General features: G+C 64.5%; 16 protein-coding genes and 1 tRNA gene. 9 read left to right on the top strand and 8 right to left on the bottom strand.

All coding sequences use genetic code 11. The features are described 5' to 3' along the window. Positions 1–100: 100 nt before the first annotated feature. The 5 genes from ppa to hemC form a co-directional block, all read right to left on the bottom strand. Positions 101–637 carry an inorganic diphosphatase gene (gene ppa / locus LBW87_RS17965; RefSeq protein WP_225202834.1) on the bottom strand — a complete coding sequence of 179 codons (537 nt, stop codon included), beginning with the start codon at positions 635–637 and terminating at the stop codon, positions 101–103. Positions 638–756: 119 nt separating this feature from the next. Further along, positions 757–1,956: a heme biosynthesis protein HemY gene (locus LBW87_RS17960; protein WP_225202833.1), complete on the bottom strand. Its 1,200-nt coding sequence runs from the start codon at positions 1,954–1,956 to the stop codon at positions 757–759. Positions 1,957–1,978: 22 nt separating this feature from the next. Beyond that, positions 1,979–3,166, bottom strand: coding sequence for a uroporphyrinogen-III C-methyltransferase (locus tag LBW87_RS17955; protein ID WP_225202832.1), 1,188 nt, complete (start codon positions 3,164–3,166; stop codon positions 1,979–1,981). Next, positions 3,163–3,957: a uroporphyrinogen-III synthase gene (locus LBW87_RS17950; RefSeq protein ID WP_225202831.1), complete on the bottom strand. Its 795-nt coding sequence runs from the start codon at positions 3,955–3,957 to the stop codon at positions 3,163–3,165. The genes LBW87_RS17955 and LBW87_RS17950 overlap by 4 nt, the downstream gene beginning before the upstream one ends. After that, positions 3,941–4,897, bottom strand: coding sequence for a hydroxymethylbilane synthase (hemC, locus tag LBW87_RS17945; protein ID WP_225202830.1), 957 nt, complete (start codon positions 4,895–4,897; stop codon positions 3,941–3,943). Before hemC ends, LBW87_RS17950 begins: the two co-directional genes overlap by 17 nt. Before the next feature lie 212 nt (positions 4,898–5,109). Here hemC and ppc point away from each other — a divergent pair, with 212 nt between their 5' ends. Together ppc and LBW87_RS17935 are read left to right on the top strand one after the other, a co-directional pair. Continuing rightward, complete coding sequence (ppc, locus tag LBW87_RS17940) at positions 5,110–8,034, top strand: phosphoenolpyruvate carboxylase (protein ID WP_225202829.1); 2,925 nt, start codon at positions 5,110–5,112, stop codon at positions 8,032–8,034. 315 nt (positions 8,035–8,349) lie between these two features. Beyond that, the gene (locus LBW87_RS17935) at positions 8,350–9,291 is read left to right on the top strand and encodes a dienelactone hydrolase family protein (protein WP_225202828.1); all 942 of its coding nucleotides are present in this window, start codon (positions 8,350–8,352) and stop codon (positions 9,289–9,291) included. An 84-nt stretch (positions 9,292–9,375) separates the two neighbouring features. Here the strand turns inward: LBW87_RS17935 and LBW87_RS17930 are convergent, their stop codons facing one another. Continuing rightward, the gene (locus tag LBW87_RS17930) at positions 9,376–10,200 is read right to left on the bottom strand and encodes an HDOD domain-containing protein (RefSeq protein ID WP_225202827.1); all 825 of its coding nucleotides are present in this window, start codon (positions 10,198–10,200) and stop codon (positions 9,376–9,378) included. A gap of 379 nt (positions 10,201–10,579) precedes the next feature. On the opposite strand from LBW87_RS17930, the gene argH reads away from it, so the two are divergent. From argH to LBW87_RS17895, 7 genes are all read left to right on the top strand, one after another. Continuing rightward, a complete protein-coding gene (argH, locus tag LBW87_RS17925) occupies positions 10,580–11,980 on the top strand; it encodes an argininosuccinate lyase (protein WP_225202826.1) in 1,401 nt (466 codons plus the stop codon). Positions 11,981–12,322: 342 nt separating this feature from the next. After that, entirely contained in the window at positions 12,323–13,480 is a 1,158-nt protein-coding gene (locus tag LBW87_RS17920; RefSeq protein WP_225202825.1) for an ABC transporter substrate-binding protein, read from the top strand. 199 nt (positions 13,481–13,679) lie between these two features. Beyond that, on the top strand, positions 13,680–14,561 hold the full coding sequence (locus LBW87_RS17915) for a branched-chain amino acid ABC transporter permease (protein WP_225202824.1): 882 nt from the start codon (positions 13,680–13,682) through the stop codon (positions 14,559–14,561). Between the two features lie 4 nt (positions 14,562–14,565). After that, positions 14,566–15,444, top strand: coding sequence for a branched-chain amino acid ABC transporter permease (locus LBW87_RS17910; RefSeq protein ID WP_225202823.1), 879 nt, complete (start codon positions 14,566–14,568; stop codon positions 15,442–15,444). Further along, complete coding sequence (locus tag LBW87_RS17905) at positions 15,444–16,205, top strand: ABC transporter ATP-binding protein (protein WP_225202822.1); 762 nt, start codon at positions 15,444–15,446, stop codon at positions 16,203–16,205. The genes LBW87_RS17910 and LBW87_RS17905 overlap by 1 nt, the downstream gene beginning before the upstream one ends. Then, positions 16,202–16,933 carry an ABC transporter ATP-binding protein gene (locus LBW87_RS17900; RefSeq protein WP_225202821.1) on the top strand — a complete coding sequence of 244 codons (732 nt, stop codon included), beginning with the start codon at positions 16,202–16,204 and terminating at the stop codon, positions 16,931–16,933. The genes LBW87_RS17905 and LBW87_RS17900 overlap by 4 nt, the downstream gene beginning before the upstream one ends. 160 nt (positions 16,934–17,093) lie before the next feature. Next, positions 17,094–17,178, top strand: a tRNA-Leu gene (locus tag LBW87_RS17895). Positions 17,179–17,432: 254 nt separating this feature from the next. Here LBW87_RS17895 and pbpC read toward each other — a convergent pair. Both pbpC and LBW87_RS17885 read right to left on the bottom strand, forming a co-directional pair. Beyond that, entirely contained in the window at positions 17,433–19,640 is a 2,208-nt protein-coding gene (pbpC, locus tag LBW87_RS17890; RefSeq protein ID WP_225202820.1) for a penicillin-binding protein 1C, read from the bottom strand. After that, on the bottom strand, positions 19,637–25,432 hold the full coding sequence (locus tag LBW87_RS17885) for an MG2 domain-containing protein (protein ID WP_225202819.1): 5,796 nt from the start codon (positions 25,430–25,432) through the stop codon (positions 19,637–19,639). The genes pbpC and LBW87_RS17885 overlap by 4 nt, the downstream gene beginning before the upstream one ends. Positions 25,433–25,439: the final 7 nt, after the last annotated feature.

Raw genomic sequence — 25,439 nt, 5'->3', positions numbered from 1 at the left:
GTGCCGGCGACTTCAGCATCCCCAAAAAACAAAATGCCGCCCGGTTTGCACCGGGCGGCATTTTTTTCAGCGGCTCAGCAAGGCAGCCAATCGCAAGCGATCAGGCCTTATCCTTGTTGAAGGCTTCGACGCCAGCCAGAATCTCGGCGCGCGCAGCGTCCGGACCTTCCCAGCCTTCGACCTTGACCCACTTGCCCTTTTCGAGATCCTTGTAGTGCTCGAAGAAGTGCTTGATCTGGTTCAGGGTCAGTTCGTTCAGGTCTTCCGGCTTCTGCAGGTTCTTGTAGATCGGCAGCACCTTGTCGACCGGCACGGCCAGCAGCTTGGCGTCGATGCCGGATTCGTCGGTCATCTTGAGCACGCCGATCGGACGGCAGCGCACCACCACGCCCGGGAACAGCGGGAACGGAGTGATCACCAGCACATCCACCGGGTCGCCGTCTTGCGACAGCGTCTGCGGGATGTAGCCGTAGTTGCACGGATAGTGCATCGCGGTGCCCATGAAGCGGTCAACGAAAATAGCGCCGCTTTCCTTGTCGACTTCGTACTTGATCGGATCGGCGTTCATCGGGATCTCGACGACGACGTTGAAATCATTCGGCAGATCGCGGCCGGCGGGGACGTGGTTCAGGCTCATGGGGAGTTTCTCGCTAAGGGAAAGAAATCGATGCAACAGTTGGCGCCAGCGCGCGCCGGAACCGTTGAAAGCCGCAATTATAGCGATTTTCCATCACGGTTCCAGCGCTTGCCGGCAGTTCAGCGGATGGCGGTCGCCAGGGCGCACTGCTTGTAATGGGCGCTGGCCTGTTCGGGCTGGTCCAGCGCTTCGTGCAACTGCGCCAGCGCCAGGTGCGATTCGCGCACGGTGCGCGGCTCGATGGCGTCCGACAAGGCTTGTTCCAGATGCCGCTGGGCCTTGCCCCACAGCTTCTGGCGCAGGCAGAACATGCCCAGCGTCAAGGCCAGTTCGGCATCGGTCGGGTTCTTGGACAGCCAGGCTTCGCAATGCTCGATCTGGGCCAGCAGCGTCGCCGAACCGGCTTCACCGGTGGAGTCGCGATAGGCGCGCAGAAGACGCACATCCCAATCGGCGACCAGCGCCCGTTCAAGCAGGGTGCGCGCCTCGTCATGCAGGCCGCGGCTGGAGAACGCCTGGGCCGCACGCACGGCAATATACGGCTTGAACTTGTCGCTGCCCGGAATACCCGACCAGAACACCCGGATCGACTCGGCGTCGTGCACGCGGTCCGACAGCAAGGCATCGTAAGCCATCTCTCGCAGCCGGTTCGACAATGCCGGGTGCAGCGCATTGCGCTTGTCCAGCGTTTGCACCAGCCGCAATACCTCGGGCCAGTTCTTGGCTTGCTGGTTGGCCTTGAGCGCCCATTGCAGGGCCTGGATGTGGCGCGTGCCGTTGGCGTTGAGTTCTTCGACCGTTTCCAGCGCCTGCTTGAACTGGTGCTCGTCGACCTGCAATTCGAGCGCCGTCATCAGGCGCGCGGCCTTCAGGGTCGGATCGACTTCGGTGGTGGCCAGCCAGATGTCGCGGCGCTCGCCCTGGCGCATGCGGTGCGCGGCACGGGCTGCGATCAGGGCCGAGACACCGGCATTCTCGGGCAACTCCGAGGCGCGCGTGGCCAGCCGCTCGGCCTGGCCGAAGCGACCTTCGAAGAAGGCCTTGAGCGATTCGCGCAAGGCGGCGTTACCTTCGTGCTCACGCTTGGCGCGACGATAGGCGATCACGCGGCCGGGCAACTTCTGCGTCAGGCGCACGGCGCGAATGACGACATAGATCGTCAGGAACACCGCCAGCACCAGGAACAGGAAGAAATTCAGCGAAAGGTCGAGCCGGTATGGCGGATAGAACAGCACCACATTGCCGGGATTGAAGCGGGCCAGCACGGCCAGGCCAATGGCCGAGGCAAACAGGGTAAGGAGCCAGAGCAGTATTTTCATGTCGCTATTCTTCTCGATGCGCTCACTGGCGAGCCTTGTAGTTGCGCACCGCATTGATGCTCTCGGCCAGCGTTGGCATCTGGATCGCCAGGTTGCTGCCCTGGACCTGCTTCAACAACGACTGGGTGTTCTGGACCTGCTTGGCGCGGGTATCGAAATACTTGGCGATCGAGTCCTGCGCCGCCGACAGGTCATTGCGGAAGGCGAATTCGTTACGCGACAACAAGGCCAGGCGGGCATTGAGCAGACGCAGCTTGAGGTTTTCACGCACGAAATAAGCCTGGCTCGGCGACAGCAGGATCGCCTCGGGCGTCTGCACTTCGCGGATCCGCACCAGTTGCTTGATCTCGGCCCACATCTCGGTGCTCATGCTTTGCCAGGTTTCCTGCGCGCCGGCCAGCCACTTCGACCAGGCCGATTCCACCGGCGCCTCGGCGCCAGCAGCGGTCTTGCCGGCGGCAGCCTTGGCCGGACGTGGCGCGGCATGTGCGGCACGCGGCTGGGTGGCGGACTCCACCGGCTTTTCGTCGATCAGCAAGGGCATGCTGTCGACCTGGCCGATGGCGCTGTCCAGGCGCACGGCGATGCCGGCGATATCGACCGTGGGCAGGGCCTTGAGACGATCGATGTCACGCGCCAGGGCGCGGCGGATGGCGATGAACTGCGGCTTGTCCGAACGCGACAGGCTCTTGTCGGCGTTCTGCAACGCGATCAGGGCGCCCTGCACGTTGCCGGCCAACTCCAGCTGCTGGTCGGCGGTGGAGAGCACTTCCTCGATCTCGGACAGAGCCCAGTCATCACGATTCTTGTTGAGATCCTGGTACATCTGTTCCAGCGCCAGCTGCTGGCTCTGCGACTCGGCCTGCTTGCTGTCGAGTACGCTGACCTTGGCCTGCAGTTCCTTGGTGCTCTCCTGGACCAGCTTGAGCACCCCCTTGAGTTCGTTGCTGCTGTTGTCGCCCGTCTGCAGGCGCTGGGCGACTTCGGTGCGCAGGCCGTGCAGCTCGCGCGACGAAAACCACCATTGCGCCGCCAGCGCGGCAATCACCAGCAGCAGCAGCAACGTCAGCAACCGCTGGCGGCGGCGCAACACGGCCGTGCCATCGGGGGCGGAGATATAGGGGGAGGAAGAGACGGGCGCACTCTGATAGCTGGCCTGTGGCTTGGGCTCCGGCAGGTTCGGCTCGGGGATGGATTGCTGTTCGTTCATGAGGTCGATTGTAACGCGGCAAGTAGTCGTTCGTCGCCCGAACCAGTCAGGATCACGCTGGTAAAACCAAGCGATTCGGCAGTCCGGGCGATCCGATGGTGCGAAACGTAGATTCGTTGTCGTTGCAGTTTTACCACACGATCCGCCCCGCCGGCTAGTCTTGCCATCTCCAACAGGTGCCGCATGGCTTCGGAACTGGTGATGACCCACTCGGCGCCGTCATCGAGCAAGGCCAAAAGTCGGCTGCGCCGCTCGGCCGTCAGGGACGGCGCCAGGCGCCGATAGGCGGTGACGAAATCAACGCCTATCGCATGCTGCTGCAAGGCGCTGCCCAGCAGATCGCGCCCCTGCTGGGCGCGCACGATCAACGCCCGCTGGCCGCGCAGCGACGCCAGCGGCAACGCCGCCAGCAATTCTTCGGAGTCCATCTTGTCGGGCTGCAGCGGCGCGTAGATCGTGGCATTGGCCTGATCCACCCCGTGCGCGCTCAGCGCCAGCCGGCTGCCCTCGCCGACGATGCCGATCGGCACCTGCGCCGGCCAGCGCTCGAGGCAGGCAAACGCGGCGTCGACCGCATTGGGGCTGACGAACACCACCAGCGCATAGTCATGCAGCCGCGCCATCGCCGCGCGCAGCTCGGCCTGGTCATCGAGCGGCTCGATGCACAGCAGCGGAAACACCACCGCCTCGCGTCCCAGCGCCTCGACCTGGCGGGCAAACGCCAATGCCTGCTGCTGCGGCCGGGTCACCACCACCGGCAGCATCGGGCTGGCGTCAGGCCTGGGCAGCATCGGCCTGCGCCTTGCAGGCTTGCAGGATGGCGTCGGCGTCCTGCGCCTTGAGCAGCGCGGCGACCTGCTCGCCCAGCGCTTCCGGAGCGCTGGCCAGGCCATGCGCTTCAGCGGCGGCGCTGCGGGCGCCGTCGGGCGTGGCGATCATGGCGCGCAGATGCAGCCGCTCGCCGTCGACGGTGGCGTAGGCGGCCAGCGGGATCTGGCAGCTGGCGCCGAAAATGCGCGAGACCGAACGCTCGGCCGCAGAAGCGGCGGCCGCCACCGGGTCGTGCAGTGGCGCCAGCGCGCGCCGCATGTCGTCGCGACCTGCGGGAATCTCGATGGCCAGCGTACCCTGGCCGGGCGAAGGCAGGCTCGCTTCGGGCGCCAGCCACTCGCGGATGCGCGCCTTCAGGCCGAGCCGGTTGAGACCGGCCACGGCCAGGATGATGGCGGCGTAGTCGCCACGATCAAGCTTGGCCAGACGGGTATCGAGATTGCCGCGCAAGGGCTTGACCACCAGCTGTGGATAGCGCGCAGCGATCATCGCCTGGCGACGCAGGCTGCTGGTGCCGACCACCGCGCCGGCCGGCAACTCGGCCAGGCTGGCGTAGTCGTTCGAGACGAAGGCGTCGCGCGGATCTTCGCGCTCCAGCACGGCGGCCAGCGCGAAACCTTCGGGCAGGTCCATCGGCATGTCCTTGAGACAGTGCACCGCGAGGTCGGCCCGGCCTTCGGCCATGGCGACTTCGAGTTCCTTGACGAACAGCCCCTTGCCGCCGACCTTGGACAAGGTGCGATCGAGAATCTGGTCGCCACGGGTCGTGGTGCCGAGAATTTCGATGCTGCACTGCGGATATAATTCGACGAGACGGTCGCGCACATATTCCGCTTGCCACATGGCAAGCCGGCTCTCACGCGAGACGATGACGATATTGGAAGGAGGGAATTCTTTCAAGGCGGGCTTTCCGATTCAGTCATGGCGCATGCAGCCGTGAATCATGAAGAAAGCGGGCGACCGGCAATCCCAGACTGAACAATGATTAAAGACAAGGGAAATATGGAGACAAATTCTAGCACGCAGCGCATCGGCCACTGACGCGGAACCGATTTGCAGTTCGATCCAACAGCACGACTTTCTCCCCTCGAAAACCGCAGCAGACGTTGATCATGGCCACCACAAAACAAACCCGACGCAGTGCCCCTCGCCCTTCCCCCGCCGCTTCCACGACCGGCGCCACCACCCCGACTGCAGCACCTGCCAACGCTGCCGCCCGCAACACCCGCAATACCGAAAAAGACGCCCCGCTGCGTGAAGACATTCGCCTGCTGGGCCGCCTGCTGGGTGAAGTGGTGCGCGAGCAGGAAGGCGACGCCGTCTTCGAGGTAGTCGAGACGATTCGCCAGACGGCGGTGCGTTTTCGTCGCGAATCCGATGCCAAGGCTGGCGCCGAACTCGACAAGCTGCTCAAGAAGCTGACCCGCGACCAGACCAATTCGGTGGTGCGCGCCTTCTCTTATTTTTCGCACCTGGCCAATATCGCCGAAGACCAGCACCACAATCGCCGCCGGCGTGCCCACCTGCTGGCCGGATCGGTGGCGCAACCGGGCAGCGTCGCCTATGCCCTGTCGCGCCTGGATGATGCCGGCCGCTCGGGCGCACAAGTGCGCGCCCTGCTGGGCAACGCCCTGATTTCGCCGGTGCTCACGGCGCACCCGACCGAAGTGCAGCGCAAGAGCATCCTGGATGCCGAGCGCGAGATCGCGCGCCTGGTGGCTGAACGCGACGGCCCGCACACTCCGCGTGAACTGCGCCACAACACCGAACTGCTGCGCGCCCGCATCGCCACGCTGTGGCAGACCCGCATGCTGCGCTATACCAAGCTGAGCGTGGCCGACGAGATCGAGAACGCGCTGTCGTACTACCGCATCACCTTCCTGCGCGAATTGCCGGCGCTGTATGAAGATATCGAAGGCGAGATCGACAGCCAGTTCCCGGCGCGTGGCAAGCAGCGCGCCAGCCAGGCCGAGTTGCCGCCCTACCTGCAGATGGGCAGCTGGATCGGCGGCGACCGCGACGGCAATCCCAACGTCAACGCCTCGACCATGCAGCATGCCCTGAAGCGGCAGTCGACAACCATCTTCGATCACTACCTGGAAGAAGTGCATGCGCTGGGTGCCGAGCTGTCGATCTCGACCCTGATGGTCGACGCCAGCGCCGAGCTGCTGCAACTGGCCGACGCCTCGCCGGACCATTCCGACCACCGCGCCGACGAGCCTTACCGGCGCGCGCTGATCGGCATCTATGCGCGCCTGGCGGCCACCGCCCGCAGCCTGGGCGTGGTCAACATCCTGCGCCAGGAAGTGGGTGCCGCGACCGCCTATGCCACGCCCGAGGAGTGCCTCACCGAGCTCGACGTGCTGGTCGCCTCGCTGCGCGCGCATCACGGCAGCGCCCTGGTCAAGCCACGCCTGGCGGGCTTGCGGCGCGCGGTGGAAATATTCGGCTTCCACCTGGCCACGCTGGACATGCGCCAGAGTTCGGACGTGCACGAACAGGTCCTGGCGGAGCTGTTCGCCAAGGCCGAAGTCGAAGCCGACTACGGCGCACTGGATGAAGAGGCCAAGGTGGCGCTGTTGCTGGCCGAACTGGCGCGCCCGCGCCTGCTGCACTCGCCCTATGTCGACTACAGCGAGCAGACCGTGTCCGAACTGGCCATCCTGCGCTGCGCGCGCGAGATCCGTCGCCGTTACGGCCATCGCGCCATCCGCAACTACATCATCTCGCATACCGAGACCGTCTCCGATCTGCTCGAAGTGCTGCTGCTGCAGAAGGAAACCGGCCTGTTGCAGGTCGAAGGCAAGCGCCTGCGCGATCTCGAACTGATGGTGATCCCGCTGTTCGAGACCATCCCCGACCTGCGCTGTGCCGCCGACATCATGCGGCAATGGTTGACGCTGCCGCAGGTGGCGCCCCTGATCGAGGGCCACGGCAAGCTGCAGGAAGTGATGCTGGGCTATTCGGATTCGAACAAGGATGGCGGCTTCCTGACCTCCAACTGGGAGCTCTACAAGGCAGAGAACCAGCTGGTCGAACTGTTCAACGAGGCCGGCGTGACGCTGCGCCTGTTCCATGGCCGTGGCGGCACCGTGGGCCGCGGCGGCGGCCCCAGCTACCAGGCGATCCTGGCGCAGCCGGCCGGCACCGTCAACGGCCAGATCCGCCTGACCGAACAGGGCGAGATCATCGCCTCCAAGTTTTCCAATCCGGAAATCGGCCGCCGCAACCTCGAACTGCTGGTCGCCGCCACGCTCGAGGCGAGCCTGATGCCGCAGGACACCGACGGCAAGCAGGCCAGGAAGCTGGCCGAGTTCGAGCGGGTCATGGAAGACCTGTCCGAGCGCGCCTATCGCGGCTATCGCAACCTGGTCTACGAGACCCCGGGCTTCACCGATTATTTCTTCGCCGCCACGCCGATTGCCGAGATCGCCCAGCTCAATATCGGTTCGCGCCCGGCCTCGCGCAAATCGACCCGCCGCATCGAAGACCTGCGCGCCATCCCCTGGGGTTTCTCGTGGGGCCAGTGCCGCCTGCTGCTGCCGGGCTGGTATGGCTTCGGCAGCGCTGTCTCGAGCTGGCTGGCCGAGGCTGGCAACGCCCGCGAAAACGCCAAGCGCCTGGCCACGCTGCGCGCCATGTGCCGCGAATGGCCGTTCTTCGCCGCCCTGCTGTCGAACATGGACATGGTGCTCTCCAAGACCGACCTGGCGGTGGCCTCGCGCTATGCCGGGCTGGTGGCGGACCGCAAATTGCGCACTGCCATCTTCGGGCGCATCGTGGACGAACACGAACGCACCGCCGCCATGCTCAGCGCCGTCACCGGCAACAAGGACCGCCTGGCCGCCAATCCCATGCTGGCGCGGTCGATCAAGAACCGCTTCGCCTATCTTGATCCGCTGAACCACCTGCAGGTCGAACTGATCAAGCGGCACCGCGCCAACATTACCGCCGGACGAGAACCGGAGGAGCGCGTGCAACGCGGCATCCACCTGACCATCAATGGCGTGGCGGCAGGTTTGCGCAATACCGGGTGAGATGGAACGCGTCGTCTCAAGATTTCTGATGTCTGGCCGATAACCTATGGTCAGGGTGGCATTTGATGCTTCGGCAACTGTGTTGTGACGGGTTGACACCCGTTTGCAACAGCCTGCGCAGTATCATCTTTTTGCGTTGCAATATGACCGCGCAGAGCCGCCGGACCATGGCAATTTTGTAGAATAGGGTCTCATCAGATTTCATTCGCAGTCGTCGCCGGCGCATCGTTTATTTTGTCAAAAAAGTAACGATGCGCAGTTTGGGGACAGATCGAGAACGACGACGCGACACATCGATACGGGGAAACCAACCACATGCTCGACCGGCGATCATCACTCGTCTCGCTTTTACTGTGCGGCTTTGCCGCCGTGACGCTGCGCGCCCACGCGGCGCCCAATTCGGCGCCACCGCCACCGCTGGTGGCCGAGCGCGTCTCGCTCACCAGCACCGACAGCAAAGGCGGCAAGAGCACCGCCTTGTATGGGGTCTGGATCAAGTCACGCAAATCGCTGGCCACCGACAGCAAGGCCAAGTTTCCCACCGTCATCGCCATGCACGGCTGTGGCGGCCTGTACAGCATCGTGCGCGATGGCCGTGGCGAATTCACGCCGCGTCACCTGGCGATGGCTCGGGTGCTGACCGACGCGGGTTATAACGTGCTGTTTCCCGACAGCTTCACGCCACGCGGCCGCCGCTCGACCTGCCAGGACACCGTAGCGCAACGCGAAGCCAGCGCCATGAACCGGCGCTTCGACGTGCAGGCCGCGCTGCACTGGGTGGGCACCCAGCCGGATGTCGACATGACGCGCGTGGCCTTGCTGGGCTGGTCGCACGGCGCCTCGACGGTGCTGGCCGCAATGAACCTGGCCGAGACCGATGTCGCGGTGCGCAAGATCCAGCCGCGCGCAGCGGTGGCCTTCTATCCGAACTGCCAGCCGTATGCCAAGCCGAGCTCGCCCTTCAAGCCGGCCGCGCCGCTGCTGATCCTGATGGGCGAGAATGACGACTGGACCCCGCCCCAGGCCTGCGAAGCCATCGAAAAACGCATGCAGGGCGGCGATACCGAAGTCGCATTGCGCCTGTATCCGGACACCTATCACGACTTCGATGCGCCCGGTTTGCCGGTGCATGTGCGCATGGACATCGTGGGCGCCGGCAAGCCGGCCAGCGATGGCGTCACCAGCGGTGGCAATCCGGACGCGCGCAGCCAGGCCTACCGTTCGATGCTCAACTTCCTGGAAGTGAAGCTGCACTGACGCCGGCGCCGGACGATTCAGCGCACGTAAAAAATGCCGGCCCACTTGCGTGGGACCGGCATTTTTCTTGGCCTGCCGATGCGATCAGTTGACCAGGTCCTGCATGCCTTCGCTCAACTCGGCCAGCGGCGGCATCTCTTCGGTGAACACGCTCAACGACAGGCCGAGCTTGGCTGCCACGTCGCCGGGGAAGGTCGATTCGAGCTCATCGGCTGAATACTTGTTTTCCTCGGCGCGGGCGCGCCATGCGGCCAGGTGGACGATGGCGGTGACGGTATCGAAGGTGCCCTCGAGCGGCTGCGGGAAGTTCTTGATGACATCCGAGAATGCATCCGGAAAGCGCCAGCGCTTGGCCAGTTCGGCACCGACTTCGGAAAAGTCGAAACCGAAGGATTGCCGCTCGACGTCCAGCCGACGCGGATCCAGCGGACCGGCCAGCTTGTCGACCGCCAGTGCCTGCTCGGGCGCGCCGGCGTGAATCACCAGTTGACCGATGGCGTGCATCAGCCCCACGGTAAAGGCGAAATCGGAATTGACCTTCTGGCGCTTGGCCAGCCACTTGGCCACCACCGCCGTGTCGAGGCTATAGCGCCAGAACAGCTTGAGGTCGACGCCGGGCAACTTCTTGAAGCTGCCGGCCATGCCAGTGCTGACCACCAGGGTGCGCACGGTCATGAAACCCAGCATCATGACCGCATCTTCGACGGTGCCGATGGTGCGCGAGACATGATAGTAGGACGAATTGGCCAGGCGCAGGATCTTGGCGCTGAGCACCTGGTCTGCCGCCAGTTTCTTGCCGATCTCTTCGATCGAGACCGATTCGTTATTGAAGCTTTCGATGACTTCCTGCACCACCTTGGGAATGCTGGGCAATGCATTTTGCTGCTCAAACAGTGCTTCCAATTTCATGACCTTCTCTCCTGTAAGACGACCCCCGAACATCTTTCCATTTTTGCAGCGTTTTCACTCTGCCGGCGCGTTAGAAACCCGACCGCCAGCAAGGTCATCGCGCTTCGAGTATAGCGGCACCATTTGGCAATCGGGCAAGCTTTTTTGCGCGCCGCGCAAGGGCGCGAGCAAAAAATGCAACGAACGATTCCACACGGAAATTTTCAGCAAAATCAGGGCCGCCGTCTTGCCCCCGATGAGGTGGCCCGCCTGGTGATTTTTTGCGCCGCACCCAAGCCGAAATGCGAAAAAGCTGCAATGCGCGGCATTTCTGCCTGTCTTCACGTGGCTGGACGCGGCCACGCTTGCTATAATCGCCCATTCTCCGGAATCCCCCACTATGACAGACCAATTTGCAAAAAAGAGCGAAGCCTGGTCGGCTCGCTTTTCCGAACCCGTTTCCGATCTCGTCAAGCGCTATACCGCGTCCGTGTTCTTCGACAAGCGCCTGGCGCAAGTCGACATCCAGGGCTCGCTGGCGCACGCTGAAATGCTGGCGCACCAGGGCATCATCAGCGCTGCCGATCACGCCGAGATCAATCGCGGCATGGCCCAGATCAAGGGCGAGATCGATGCCGGCCGTTTCGAATGGCTGCTCGACCTGGAAGACGTCCACCTCAATATCGAAAAGCGCCTGACCGAACTGGTCGGCGACGCCGGCAAGCGCCTGCACACCGGCCGTTCGCGCAACGACCAGGTGGCCACCGACATCCGCCTGTACATGCGCGGCGCGGTTGACGACATCCTGGGCCTGCTGCGCGACCTGCGCAGCGCCCTGGTGGACCTGGCCGAGCAACATGCCGACACCATCCTGCCCGGCTTCACCCACATGCAGGTGGCCCAGCCGATCACCTTCGGCCACCACGTGCTGGCCTATGTCGAAATGTTCGGCCGCGACGCCGAACGCATGGCCGATGCCCGCAAGCGCATCAACCGCCTGCCACTGGGCGCGGCGGCACTGGCCGGCACCACCTTCCCGATCGATCGCCTGCGCGTGGCCAAGACGCTGGGCTTCGACGACGTCTGCCGCAATTCGCTCGACGCCGTCTCGGACCGTGACTTCGCCATCGAATTCTGTGCTGCCGCCGCGTTGGTCATGACGCACATCTCGCGCTTCTCGGAAGAGCTGGTGATCTGGATGAGCCCACGCGTGGGCTTCATCGACATCGCCGACCGCTTCTGCACCGGCTCGTCGATCATGCCGCAGAAGAAGAACCCGGACGTGCCCGAACTGGCGCGTGGCAAGACCGGCCGCGTCAATGGCCACCTGATCGCGCTGCTGACCCTGATGAAGGGCCAGCCGCTGGCCTACAACAAGGACAACCAGGAAGACAAGGAACCGCTGTTCGACACCGTCGACACGCTCACCGATACGCTGCGCATCTTCGCCGACATGGCGCGCGGCATCAGCGTCAAACCCGACGCCATGCGCGCCGCCGCGCTGCAAGGCTACGCCACCGCCACCGACCTGGCCGACTACCTGGTCAAGAAGGGCCTGCCCTTCCGCGACGCCCACGAGGCCGTCGCGCTGGCCGTGCGCAGCTGCGTCGATCGCGGTTGCGACCTGGCCGACCTGTCGCTGGACGACCTGCGCGCCTTCTCGAACCTGATCGGCGACGATGTGTTTGCCGTGTTGACCCTCGAAGGCTCGGTGGCCGCGCGCGACCACATCGGCGGTACTGCACCCAACCAGGTGCGTGCAGCCATCGCGCATCTGCGCGAAGAACTGCAAAAGAATTAAGTAAGCACCACCCTCTGCCGCCTTCGGGCGGTAGATTCGCTTACCGCCGCAGTGCGCCCTACCCGGGTGTGTTGAGGTGGGTTGTAAAGGTCGACGCAAGGGCAATTGCCTGCGTGCCGGCTGGTATCGAAAGAGGCCGCACAACGGCCTTGAACCGATTTGCATCGGTGGCGGCTAACCCCGACCCGGCGTGGAAAGGTTCGCAGAGGAAGGTGAGCAAGTCCCGTTACCCCGGGCACCCAGGCATCGGCCTCGATGAAGGAATTCCTTTGGAAGGCCCGCACCATCGAATGCGGGAGCGGGAAGGCGATTCCGAAAATATCACACTGAGGAGAGAACTCGATGCAATTCAATACCATGCTCAAGACCCTGCCCGCGTTGCTGCTGGGCGTTACCCTGTCGCACGGCGCGCTGGCCGCCGACATCAAGCTGGGCGTTGCCGAAGCGCTGACCGGCCCGGCTGCCAAGTATGGCGTGGCCATCAAGAACGGCTTCACGCTGGCCGCCGAAGAGATCAACGCCAAGGGCGGCGTCAATGGCGACAAGCTGGCGCTGGTGATCGAAGACGAACAAGGCAAGAAGGAAGAAGCCATCAACGTCTTCAAGAAACTGATTTTCCAGGACAAGGTACTGGCCGTGTTCGGTCCTACCCTGTCCAATTCGGCCTTTGCGGCCGACCCGATCGCCAACGCCGCCAAGGTCGTGGCATTCGGCACCAGCAACACCGCTGACGGCATCACTGCCATGGGCCCGTTCACGTTCCGCAACTCGGTCATGGAAGCCGACGTGCTGCCCGTGACCGTCAAGGCCGCCGTGAAGCACTTCAACATCAAGAAGGTCGCGGTGATCTACGGCAACGACGATGCCTTCACCAAGAGCGGCTACGATGTGTTCAAGGCCACGCTGGAACAACAGAAGATCCCGACCACCACCACCGAGGCCTATGCCAAGGGTGACGTCGACTTCAAGGCCCAGCTGACCAAGATCAAGGCCGGCAACCCGGACGCCATCGTCTGCTCCTGCCTGGCTGAAGAAGCGGCCAACATCATCCTGCAGACCCGCGCGCTGGGCATGAAGCAGCCCTTCATCGGCGGCAACGGCCTGAATTCGCCGAAGCTGTTCGAGATCGCCAAGGATGCCGGCGACAACACCCTGATGGGCAGCCCATGGTCGTCCGAGAACCTGACCGCCACCAACAAGGCGTTCATCGCCGCGTTCAAGGCCAAGTTCGGTTCGGACCCTGACCAGTTCGCCGCCCAGGCCTACGATGCGCTGTACATCGTGGCCGAAGCGCTGAAGCACGTGAAGCTGTCGGGCAACCTGGCCAAGGATCGTGACGCCCTGCGCGTGGCGCTGCCGTCGGTGAAGATCGAAGGCGCGACCGGCAAGTTCGCGTTCCGCGCTGCCCCGGCCGTGGCCGGCAAGCAGGTCGGTTTCGACGCTGACCAGGAAGCCATCGTCAACATCGCCAAGGGCGGCAAGTTCGTCCTGTTGAAGTAATCAGCGACAGGTTGGATGCGCCCACGCCATGCGTGGGCGCAGGCTGACTCCTATATGACCGCCGGCTGCCATCCGGCGAACGAAGACGGAAAGCAAAACAGGCCGGGGAACGGCCGAGACCTTCCGGTGTAACGAGGGAAACACCGTCCGCCCATCCCTGCATGCGGCGCGAACGACCCATCACCTATCAGCAAGCCCTATGTTAGAACAACAGCTCATCAACGCCCTCTCGCTGGGCAGCGTGTACGCGCTCTTCGCGCTCGGTTTCACGCTGGTCTTCGGCGTGCTCGGCGTGATCAATCTTTCGCACGGCGCGATCTTCATGCTGGGCAGCTACGCCGCCCTGCTGCTGGTCGAGCAAATGGCGCTGCCCCTGTGGCTGGCGCTGCTCCTGGCCATGGTGGCCACCGGCCTGCTGGGCGTGGTCATCGACGTGCTGGTGCTGAAACCGCTGCGTCGGCGCAATGCGCCCCACCTGACCCCGATGATCGCCACCATCGGCGTGGCCATCATGATCACCAACATCGCGCAGGGCATCTTCGGCGCCGAGAACAAGCGTTTCCCGGTGGGCACCATCCCCGAGGACAGCGTGTCGCTGGGCCACCTGCATATCACTGCAGTACAAGTGGCCATCGTCGTGATCGCCTTCGTGCTGATGCTGGTGCTGCTGGCCGTGATGCGCAAGACCCAGTTGGGCCGCGCCTTGCGTGCCATCGCCGAGTCGCCCAAGGCAGCCTACCTGCTGGGCATCAACGTCGAAGGCCTGTTCCTGCTGACGTCGTTTGCGGCGGCCGCCCTGGGTGGCGCCGCAGGCGTGCTGGTGGGCGTGTCGTTCAATGCGATCTCGCCCTTCATGGGCCAGCCGATGCTGCACAAGGGCATCGCCGTGATCATCCTGGGCGGCATGGGCGATATTCGCGGCGCCATGATCGGCGGCTTGTTCCTCGGTTTCGCCGAGGTGCTGACGGTGGCCTACATCTCGAGCGACTTCCGCGATGCGGTGGCGTTCGGCCTGCTGTTTTTGATCTTGCTGGTCAAGCCGTCCGGCATGTTTGGCAAAGTGCTGGAAAGAAAGGCTTAAGACCATGAGTTTCATCGAATGGTGGGATGGCTTCTGGGCCACCTACAACACCGTCATTTTCAGCATCGGCGTCAATGCCATGCTGGCCCTGTCGATCTACGTCACCCTGTCGTGCGGCCTGCTGTCGCTGGCCAATGCGGCCTTCATGGGCATCGGCGCCTACACCGCGTCGCTGCTGACGATGCAGTTCGAGTTGCCGTTCGGGCTGGCGCTGGCCGCCGGCGGCGCCCTGCCGGCGCTGGTGGCGCTGGTGATCGGCATCCCCACGCTGCGCCTGTCGGGCGTCTACCTGGCCATGGCCACGCTCGGCTTCGGCGAAGTGGTGCGGGTCATCGTGCTGAACCTGGACATCACCGGCGGGCCGATGGGCCTCAATGGCGTGCCGCCGATCACCGAGTGGTGGCACATCGTGCTGTTGCTGGGCGTGACCATCTACTGCCTGGCGCGCCTGCGTCGCTCCAAGACCGGCCGCGCCTTCGAGGCGATCAAGGAAGATGAAGTCGCAGCGCGCCTGATGGGCGTCAACGTGGCCGGCTACAAGCTGCTGGCGTTCGTCATCGGCGCCGCCATCGCCGGCGTCGCCGGTGGCCTCAATGCCCACTTTACCTTCACCATCGGGCCTAACAACTACGGCTTCGAGAACGCGGTCGATATCCTGACCATGGCGGTGTTCGGCGGCACCAGCAACCTGATCGGCCCGATGATCGGCTCGACCATTTTGTCGCTGTTGCCCGAGGTGCTGCGTCACTTCAAGGAATTCCGCCTCGCCATCAATGGCCTGATCCTGATCCTGGTGGTGCTGTATCTGCCCAAGGGTATCTGGGACCCGCGCCGCATCCGTGCCTTCCTGGGCCGTAACAACGCCGACAAGAAGGTGAACTGATGCTCCTCGAACTGAAACAGATCAGCAAGAACTTCGGTGGCCTGCAAGTATTGCAGGGGGTCGAGTTCAATGTGAAGGAAGGCGAGATCTTCGGCCTGATCGGCCCCAATGGCGCCGGCAAGACCACCGTCTTCAATCTCATCACGGGCCTGCTGCGGGCGTCGTCGGGCAGCATTGCCTTCAACGGCGAAGACATCGGCAGCGTCGCGCCCCACAAGATCACCGAGCGCGGCATTGCCCGCACCTTCCAGAACATCCGCGTGTTCAAGGAAATGACCCTGCTCGAGAACGTCGTGGTCGGCATGCACGATCACCTCGACTACGGCGTGGCCGGCATGTTGCTCAACCTGGGCTCGTTCCGCCGGGTCGAGCAGCAAGCCCGCGAACGCGCGCTGGAACTGCTGTCGTGGGTGCGCCTGGACCACAAGGCCCACATGCTGGCCGACAGCCTGTCCTATGGCGAACAGCGCAAGCTGGAATTTGCCCGTGCGCTGGCCACCAAGCCCAAACTATTGTTGCTGGACGAACCGGTGGCCGGCATGAACCCGGCCGAGAAGACCGAGCTGATGGCCGAGATCGTCAACATCAAGCAACGCGGTTTCTCGATCTTCATGATCGAACACGACATGCGCTTCGTGATGGGCCTGTGCGAACGCATCGCCGTGCTCAACTTCGGCAAGATCATCGCCGAAGGCACCCCGGACCAGATCAAGAACAACCAGGAAGTGATCGAGGCCTACCTCGGCAAGGAAGAAGCATGAGCCAGACAGGAATCCCGAAACCCATCCTGCAGGTAGAAGACCTGGCCGTCGCCTACGGCCACATCGAAGCCGTCAAGGGCATCAGCCTGTCCCTCAACGAAGGTGAGATCACCGCCCTGGTAGGCGCCAATGGCGCCGGCAAGAGTACCTCGCTGCTGGCCATCTCCGGCCTGGTCAAGGCGCAACGCGGTCGGGTCATGCTGGATGGCCGCGACCTGCTGCCGCTGTCGCCGCATAAGATCGTCGAGTCCGGTGTGGTGCAGGTGGCCGAAGGTCGCGCCACCCTGACCACGCTCACCGTCGAGGAAAACCTGACCCTGGGCGCATACACCCGCCGCGACAAGGCTGGCGTGGCGCGTGACCTGGAGTGGGTGTACTCGCTGTTCCCGGTGCTGAAGAACCGCGCCGGCGGTCTGGCCGGCAACCTCTCGGGTGGCGAGCAGCAGATGCTGGCGATCGGTCGCGCGCTGATGGCCAAGCCGCGCGTGCTGTTGCTGGACGAGCCGTCGATGGGCCTGGCGCCGCTGATCATCCAGGAGATCTTCCGCATCGTGCAAGAGATCAACAAGACCGGCATGACGGTGTTGCTGGTGGAGCAGAACGTGCGCCAGGCGCTGCGCATCGCGCAACGCGGCTATGTGCTGGAGACCGGCAAGATCGTGCTGGCCGACAGCGGCGCCAATCTGCTGGGCAACCCGAAGGTGGTCGAGGCTTACCTGGGCGGTTGATCGCCGTTGCGGTCGCCCCCTCGTCGTCCCTGCGCTGGGACGACGAAGTGGGAAGCAATTAATTAGTAAATAAATTCAAATAGCTGTTGACCACCTGCATATTTCCCCTTAATATGCAGCCTCTTTCAAGCACAGCAGCTTTAACGCAGTGCCTGACAAGGCCCACGTGGCGGAATTGGTAGACGCGCATGGTTCAGGTCCATGTGCCGCGAGGTGTGGGGGTTCGAGTCCCTCCGTGGGCACCAAAACATAAAAGGTCGATTGATGAAAATCAATCGGCCTTTTGCGTTTTGGGGGCCACGAGCAAAGCGCCTTCGCGCTTTGCGGGAGGGACGAGAAAGGTTTGCCTTGCAAGGCAAACCGGGGTCGCGGAACGTGACCGAGTCCTACTTATGGCACCAAAACATAAAAGGTCGATTAGCGAAAGCTGATCGGCCTTTTGCGTTTTGGGGCGCCTTGCCATACGGGCATCGAGATCCCCGCCTCGCGCATGCTTTACTTATTTCTTTGCGCTCTTCACCTGCGCCCGCTCCACCGCTCCCCTCACCTCAAAACGCACGCTGTCCAGTTGCACGCCGGCGCCATCCTGCAGCACCAGCACATGCTTGCCCGGCCACGGCATCCAGTCGGCCATCAACTCGCGAGGCGAGCCCTGCACCCGCATCGATTCGGGAATCGTCTTGCCATCCAGCACCCAGCGACTGCCTGACGGCGCACCCTGCGCCCGAAAGCGGATACGCTGGCGCTGCGGCGGAATGTCGGGATCGAGGGCGCTCAGCATGCCCGCCGTCGGATAGGCGATGGCGGTGCGGATCTCGCCGCCGCGCGCCACCCGGATGTCGTCCTGCGCCGTGCCGGGCAGGAAGTACTCGGTGCGCATCGCCTCGATCTGGTCCTGGTAGCGGATGTCGCGCGCCACCACGCCCGCCGGCGCATTGGGGGCGACCGCCTTCATCGCCGCGCCGCGGGTCGTGTGCAGGTATTGCATCACTTCTTGCCATATGGGCGCGGCGCCGGTGACGCCGGACACATCCCACATCGGCGCGCCGGACGCATTGCCGACCCACACGCCGACCGTGTAGCGGGTCGAATAACCGACGCACCAGTTGTCGCGCATATCCTTGGAGGTACCGGTCTTGACGGCCGTCCACATGCGGGTCGACAGCGCGTTCTCGAGACCGAAGGTGCGCGCCCGCGCGCTACGGTCGGACAGGATGTCGCCGATGATGAAGCTGGCCTCGGGGTTCATCACCTGGGTAGCGCGCACTGCCCTGCTCTCTTCAAGCCGCGTGCGCAACGGCGAATATCGCCCCTGGTTGGCCAGTGCGCGATAGGCGTTGGCGAGATTGGCCAGGGTCACGTCGGCGCTGCCCAGCGCCAGGCTGTAGCCGTAGTAGTCGCCGTTCTCGCGCAGGTTGAAACCGAGCGCCTGCAGGCGCTGAAAGAAGCGCTCCGGCGTCACCATCACCAGCGTGCGCACCGCCGGGATATTGAGCGACGAGCCGAGCGCCGTGCGCAGGCTCACCAGCCCCTTGAACTGCTTGTCGTAGTTCTGCGGAATGTACAGCCCGGCCGAGGTGGCCAGATTGACCGGCGAATCGTCCAGCAGCGACGCCGCAGTCAACCACCTGTTCTCGATCGCCTGCTCGTACAGGAAAGGCTTCAGGGTGGAACCGGCCTGGCGTTGCGCCACCACGCCATCGACATCGGCCGCGCCGGACAGGTTGCCGCTGGAGCCGACCCAGGCCAGCACTTCGCCGCTGGCGTTGTCGATCACGATCACCGCGCCATCTTCGATATTGCGGTCCACCAGCCCCGACAACTGCCGCCGCAGGGCCTGGTTGGCAAAGCGCTGCAGCGGGGCATCAAGGGTCGAACGCAATTGCTGGCCGGGGCGCTCCAGCAGCTTACGCGCCAGATGCGGCGCCAGTTGCGGCGCGTCGCTGGCGCCCGGCAGATCGCGCCGCGCGGTGGCGCGCGCCAGGTCGAGCTCGGTGCGACCTTCCAGGCCCTGGCACTGCTCGGGCACGCCCTCATCCTTGAGAATGGCGCAGGCGCGCTCGGCGACCCGGCGCGGCGTCGCATTGGGGCCACGGATCAGCGCCACCGCAATCGCCGCCTCGCGTTCATTGAGGCCACTGGGGTGCTTGCCGAACATCACCCGCGACAAGGCATGCACCCCCACCAGTTCGCCCCGGAAGGCGACCAGGTTGAGGTAGGCCTCGAGGATCTGGTCCTTGCGCCAGTTGCGCTCCAGCGATTGCGCCACCCAGGCCTGCGAGAGCTTCTGGCTGATCGAACGGGCATTCGACTTGCGGCGCAGATCGTCGTACAGCAATCCGGCCAGTTGCATCGTGATGGTCGATGCGCCACGGGTGCGGGTATGCCACAGGTTACCCCAGGCCGAGGCCGCCACGGCGTTCCAGTCGACCCCGCTGTGCTGGTAGAAACGCCGGTCCTCGGACGCGACCAGCGCCCGCCGCAAGGCCGGCGAGACGTCTTCCAGGCTGACCCAGGACAGCTTGCGCTCGCCCATGTCGAGGCGCTGGCGCTGCAGCAGTTCGCCATGGCGGTCGAGCAGGCTGGCGTCGGATGGCACGAAGTCGCGCTTGACCTCGGCAAAGCCGGGCGCGGCCTGCACCGCCAGCGGCGACAGCAAGGCCACCGCCAGCAGCGCCGCAGGCAAGCGTCGCCGGCATCGCGTCACGGCGCCGCCTTGACCACGACCTTCTGGTTCGGCAATTCACCAAACATCTCGGGCGCATACATCGCTTCGACCCGGGTCGGCGGCAGGTTGAATTCACCCACGTTGTTCAGGCGCACCGTGTAGTTGATGCTGGTGCGACCCTTGGGCATCGACTCGTAATAGGCGCGATAGGCTTCGAAGCTGCGCTCCTCATAGGCCAGCCAGCCGCGTCCGCCGTCATTCCTGCTCTCGCCCTGGGCGATCACCGAATCCCGTCCCAGGCCCGAACCCAGCAGCGTGGCGCCGCCCGGCAACGGGTCGCTCACCACTACCCAGGTCATGTCGGTCTGGGCATCGATCTCCAGGCTCACGCGCAACACGTCACCACGGCTATAGCTGCCGCTGACTTTCTGCTCCACCGGTTCGATCTTGCGGGTGATGCGATAGCCGCTCGAGAACGCCTGCGTCAGCGGCACCGCCGCCAGGCTTTGCAGCGTGACCCAGGGCTTGCCGGCGCCGTCATGGGTGAAGCGTGCCGCACCTCCGCTCGCAGTCGCCGGCCATGGCAGTTGCAGCTTGCCGCCGTCGCTGCCGGCGCTCCACACAAAACTCTGCGTGGCCGGCTCGACCGTGACGCGGGTGCTGCCGGCGGGCTTTTCGGCTTCGAACTTGCGGGCGAAGCGGTCCAGCGCCAGGCTACCCCAGACGTTGGCGGTGGTGGTGTTCCAGTGACCACGCTGCTGGCGGGCAATGGCGCCGGCCACCAGGCGCGGCAGGTCATCACGCCAGGCCGGGTTGTTCAGCTGCAGCAGGATCAGGCGGTTGGCGTTGGCATCGGCGCCGCTCATGAGCCACCACCAGTAATCGTCCTGCTCGCTGGAGAATCCCATGCGGGTGCCCTGGAAGTTCAGGCGCGCGCGCAGGATCTGGTCGGCTTCATCGAGCTTCTTCTGGCGCTCGGCGATGGCCGGCACCCGCTGCAGCACGGCGATCCAGTCCAGCAGGCCGGAGGTCGGCCACTGGTTGGGATTGATCTGCAGCGAGCCCAGCATGGCGGGCTGCACGCGGCCGTAGCGGGACAAGGCTTCGAGCGCGGCCAGCTTGCGCACGTCGAGGTCCTTGCGGGGCGACCAGAATTCGCGCGTGATACGTCCTTCGACAAACCCGGCCAGGCCGTCCAGCATCTTGTCGCGACTCTGTGGCGGCACGGCATAACCGGCTTCATTGGTGGCCGCCAGCAGATAGGCGGTCAGCGTATCGCTGCCGCGTCGCGCCGAGCCGTCAGAGGGCGGGAAGTAATAGGCCAGGCCGTCACCATCAAGATAGGTCGGCAGGTCGGCGGCGATACGCTGCCATCCGGCTTCGTCACGCAAGCCGATCGCCTTGGAAGTCTTTTGCTCCAGGCACGAGAACGGATACTGGGTGAAGTAACGGGTCAAGGCATCGCTGCCACCGGCCAGGCTGGCCTTGAGGCCGACCGCCAGGCCGCCACGCCCCGGCAGGCTGCCGGCTGGCTGGGCGATATCGATGGCGGCGCTCTTGTCAAGCTGGAACAGCGTGGCCTGCTGCACCGTCACCGGCACCGCCGGCAACACCCGCTGGCTCAACTTGATGGCGTCGCGCGCACCACTGCCGCCCTGCTCCTGGGCGGTGATCTCCCAATTCAACTGGCTCAGGTCCTGCGCCACCGTGACCGGCCAGGTCAACTCCGAGGCCTGGCCAGCGGCCAGCGCCAGTTCGCGCTCGGGCAGCGCCAGGGCGCTGTCCTGGGTACGCGCGATGACCTTGATCTTCATGTCGCGGGTGGTGGTGTTGCGTAACGTGACCATGGCGTTGAAGCTGTCGCCTTCGCGCACCAGGGGCGGCAGGCCTGAGATCAGTTGCACGTCTTGCGTGGCGCGGATCGAGGTGCTGCCGGTGCCGAACAGGTCGGCGCCGCTATCGGCGATGGCCACGATCCGGAACGAGGTCAGCGCGTCGTTCAACGGCACCTCCAGTTGCGCCCGGCCATCGGCATCAAGCTTGACGCTCGGCTTCCACAGCAGCAGCGTATCGAACAACTCACGGGTGGGCGCACGACCGCCGCCGCCGCCCGCTGGCGTGGCCTTCTTGCCGTAGTGACGCTTGCCCACCACCTGCATCTGGGCGGTCGAGGTCTCGATGCCATAACTGCGCCGCTGCAGCATCGCCTTGAGCAAGTCCCAACTGCCATTGGGTTGCAGCTCCAGCAGCGCTTCGTCGACGGCGGCCAGGGCAAATTCGGCGCCCGATGCAGGCTTGCCGTCCGGCAGTTTCACTTGCACCTGCACCTTGGCCACGCCGCGCACCGGGTAGCTGGTCTTGTCGGTGGTCACGGCCACTTGCAGCTTGTGAGCGGCGTCGCCCACGCCGATCTCGGCGATGCCGTACTTCCAGGCCGGCTTGGACAGGTCGACCATGGTGCCCGGCGCCTGGTACTCGCGGAACTCATGCCACCAGTTGACCGGTTCCTTCCAGCCCCACAGGAAGAACGAATACCACGGCACTTCGCGCATCCGGCCGCGTACGGCCAGCACCGACACATAGACGTTAGGTCCGTAGGCCGCCTTGACCGGCACGCTGATGCTGGGGTCCTGCCCCGACAATTGCACCACCTGGGTGTCGATCACACCTTCGCGCTCCACCGCCACCAGCGCGGTGGCGTGACGGAACGGCATGCGCACCTGGAAGCGTGCCGTCTCGCCGGCCTGGTAGGTCTTTTTCTCGGGCAGGATGTCGATGCGGTCCTGGTTCTCGCCATCGAACCACAGCTCGCCGCGACCGGTCACCCACACCGATGAATAGGACGAGCTGGCATTGCCGCGCGCATCCTTGGCGCTGGCGATCAGCTCGACATTGCCCGGCTCCGACAGTTCGGTGTCGCAATTGAACATGCCATGGGCGTCGCTCTTGCCCGAGCACAGCTTGCCCAGGTCCTGCGTGCTCTGGTCGTTCTCGTAGGCGTAGAAGCCGCCCACCATGCGCTTGCGGTGCGAGTTGGTCTTGCGGGCCATGGCACGGATCTCGACGGCCACCCCGGGTTGCGGCCGGCCATCGGTATCGAGCGTGACGGCAGTGAGGGTCAGCTTCTTCTTAACCGAGACCCAGTTGCCGGCGCGCAGGCCGACCGCCACCGCCGACGGCCACAGGGGCGTCACGCCCGAGATGGTCTGCACCTCGCCATTGGGATCGTTATAGGTCATCTCGGTGAGCAGTTCCTGCGCGCGCGAGAGCGTCGGCAGCTTGGCGATCACGGTGCGCCCGCTGCCGTTCTTGTCGAGCGTGACGGCCAGCTTGTCGGCGACGATCTTCTGGTCGCTGCCGCTGTCATCGTTCTGCGGCGGCTCGAACGAAAAACCGTCGTAGCCGGTAAAGCTCACGCTGCGCGCGCGCAGCAGGCTCGACACCCGCACTTGCTGCCCGGCAGCACCGCCGCCATTGAGGTAGTTCAGTTGCAACTCAAGCGGCAATTCCTTGATCGCCACCTGTGCGCCCTTGGGCGCGGTCATGCGGCCCTGCATCAGCGGCAGGCGGAATTCTTCAACGCGGAAACTACCGGTGTAGAACGCATTGCGTCCACCATCGCTGGCACTTTCACTGTCATTATCGGCATCCTGCCGGTTGGCGTCGGCGCGGCCATAGTCGAGCACCACGTCATAGGCGCCCAGCTTGGCCTGCTTGGGCAGGGCAAACACGGTCTCGGCGCTCTTGCCGCCACGCCACGACAGCGGGAACTGGAACTCCTGCCCGCTGCCCTGGTGCGTGATGCGTACTCGCGTGGGCAGGTCTTGCGTGCGCATCAGGCCGAACCCTCGCATCGATTCGACCCGCATCTGGTGCTTCATCGAGACCGTTTCGCCGGCGCGCAACAGCGTGCGGTCGAAAATGGTGGTGGCGCGGGTTGAGGCTTGTTTCGAGGTATCGGTGGGCAGGTTGAAGCGCCACGATTCGATGCCGTCGTTCCACGAAGTCAAGGCAAACGCCATGTCGGCGCGGCCCTTCTCGTCGCTCTTGCGGGCGCTGACGAACAGGCCGCCGATACGGCCCTCTTCATAGGGCAGGTTGACGCAAGGGTCTTCCAGCACCGGCAGCATGGCCACGCCGGCCGCGTTGGTCTTGCCCTGCCACAGCGATTGGCCGGTGCAGCTGGAGACGCGCACATCGGCGTTGGCCACCGGCTTGGCGTCGTCCAGGCGAGTCACCCAGACCGCGCCGTTCTCGCGCCCCAGCTTGACGTGCACCGACAGGTTGGTCACCAGCGCACTGGTGCGCACGTACATCGGTTGCGGCTTGCCCAGCAGCGACGCGCCCAGCTTGTGCGAGGCCAGCTCGACCACGTAGAAACCGGGGTCGGCCAGCGGGATGCCGACCACCTCGAACGGCCAGGTGCCTTCGACCGCTTCCTTCGGTTGCGGCAGGTTGAGCGTCTTCACGCCCGGTTCGCGCTCGAGCAGGCTGATGCTGCGCGAATCGACCTGCTTGGGGTTGCCCCATTTCTCGTGATAGCGATTGAGCCGGGTCAGCCAGGTGATGATGCCACGGTCATCCTGCACCTTGAGGTCGACCACCTTGCCTGGCAGCGCGCGGCCATCGGTGCCACGCACTTGCAGCGAAGCCTCGACCCGACGCAATGTCACCGGCAGCGCCGGGTCGGCATTGAGCTCGATGATGCCGAACGTCGCCGCCGGAAACTTGGCCAGCGGCGGGAAATCGGCCATCGCCGACTTCAGCGGAAAGGCGCCGGCATTGGCCAGCGTGCGATCGTCTTCATCCTTGAATCCGGACGGCAGGTTGATGGTAAAGGCAGACTTCTCGGCGAACGGCGGCTTGAAGGTGACCGCGCCCACGGTTTCACCGCGCTCGTCCTGGGCAAAGGTGGGCTTGATCTTGCCGCTGCCGCCATCGATGACGATCTGCTCGGCCAGCTTGCGCGGCACCGGCGACGAGAACGACAGCGTCACCGGCAGGATCGGCGAGCAGGCGGCGTTGGCATTCTCGCGCTGGCATGAAAAGCTGGCGCTGAATTCGCTGCGCACCTTGTACTTGAACACTTGCGGCTGCGCCGTCTTGATCGCTGGCGCATTGGCCGCGGCGATGCCGCGATCCCAGATCAGCCGCACCGCTGCATCGTTGGGCAGCCGCTGCTGGCATTGCACGATGGTGATGGTGGCCGGATCGACATTGTCGCCAAATTGCTTGAGCAAGGCCTGGCGCTGGGCCGCCGCCAGCAACTTGACGGGGATGCGCTCGTGGATGCCTTCGGCCTCGCAATACAGGTTCTCCAGCACCGTGGACTCCACCGCAGCGCCGTTCTGGTAGAGGATGAACGCCTGGTCTTCGGTGATGGTCGCGCCGTTATAGGGACGGGTCTGCCTGACCGCCGGCCCGCCGGTACTGAACTGGTAGCGGCTCTTGCCGCCGACCGCATTGCCGGCCACCGAGCGTGCGCTGCTGCGTACGTTGAGCGCGCAACTGGTGCCGGGCGGCAGGTCACGTTCGAAGTCATAGACCCAGTTCTTGTCGTCGGCCCAGCGCGCCGTGCCGGCCACCGAACAGTCGACATCGAACGGCGCTGCGGCCTTGGGATCGCCGAACTTGATCATCGATTCCGAAAAACGCACCCGCACCTGGCGAATGCGCGCCACCTCGCCCTGTGGCGAAAAGCTGGTGACGTTGGCGCTGGCCGCTGCGGCCACGGGCATGTCGGCCCACGCCATGACCACCCCTGCCACCACGCACAGCGCTGCACGCAACCATTGTTGTCCCATGGCGCGACTGGCCCCCGTTGTTGTCATCTTGTTC

It is taken from the genome of Herbaspirillum sp. alder98 (assembly GCF_020179755.1).
In the GTDB taxonomy this organism is placed as follows: Bacteria; Pseudomonadota; Gammaproteobacteria; order Burkholderiales; family Burkholderiaceae_D; genus Herbaspirillum.
This window is presented reverse-complemented; position numbering and strand designations above follow the sequence as displayed.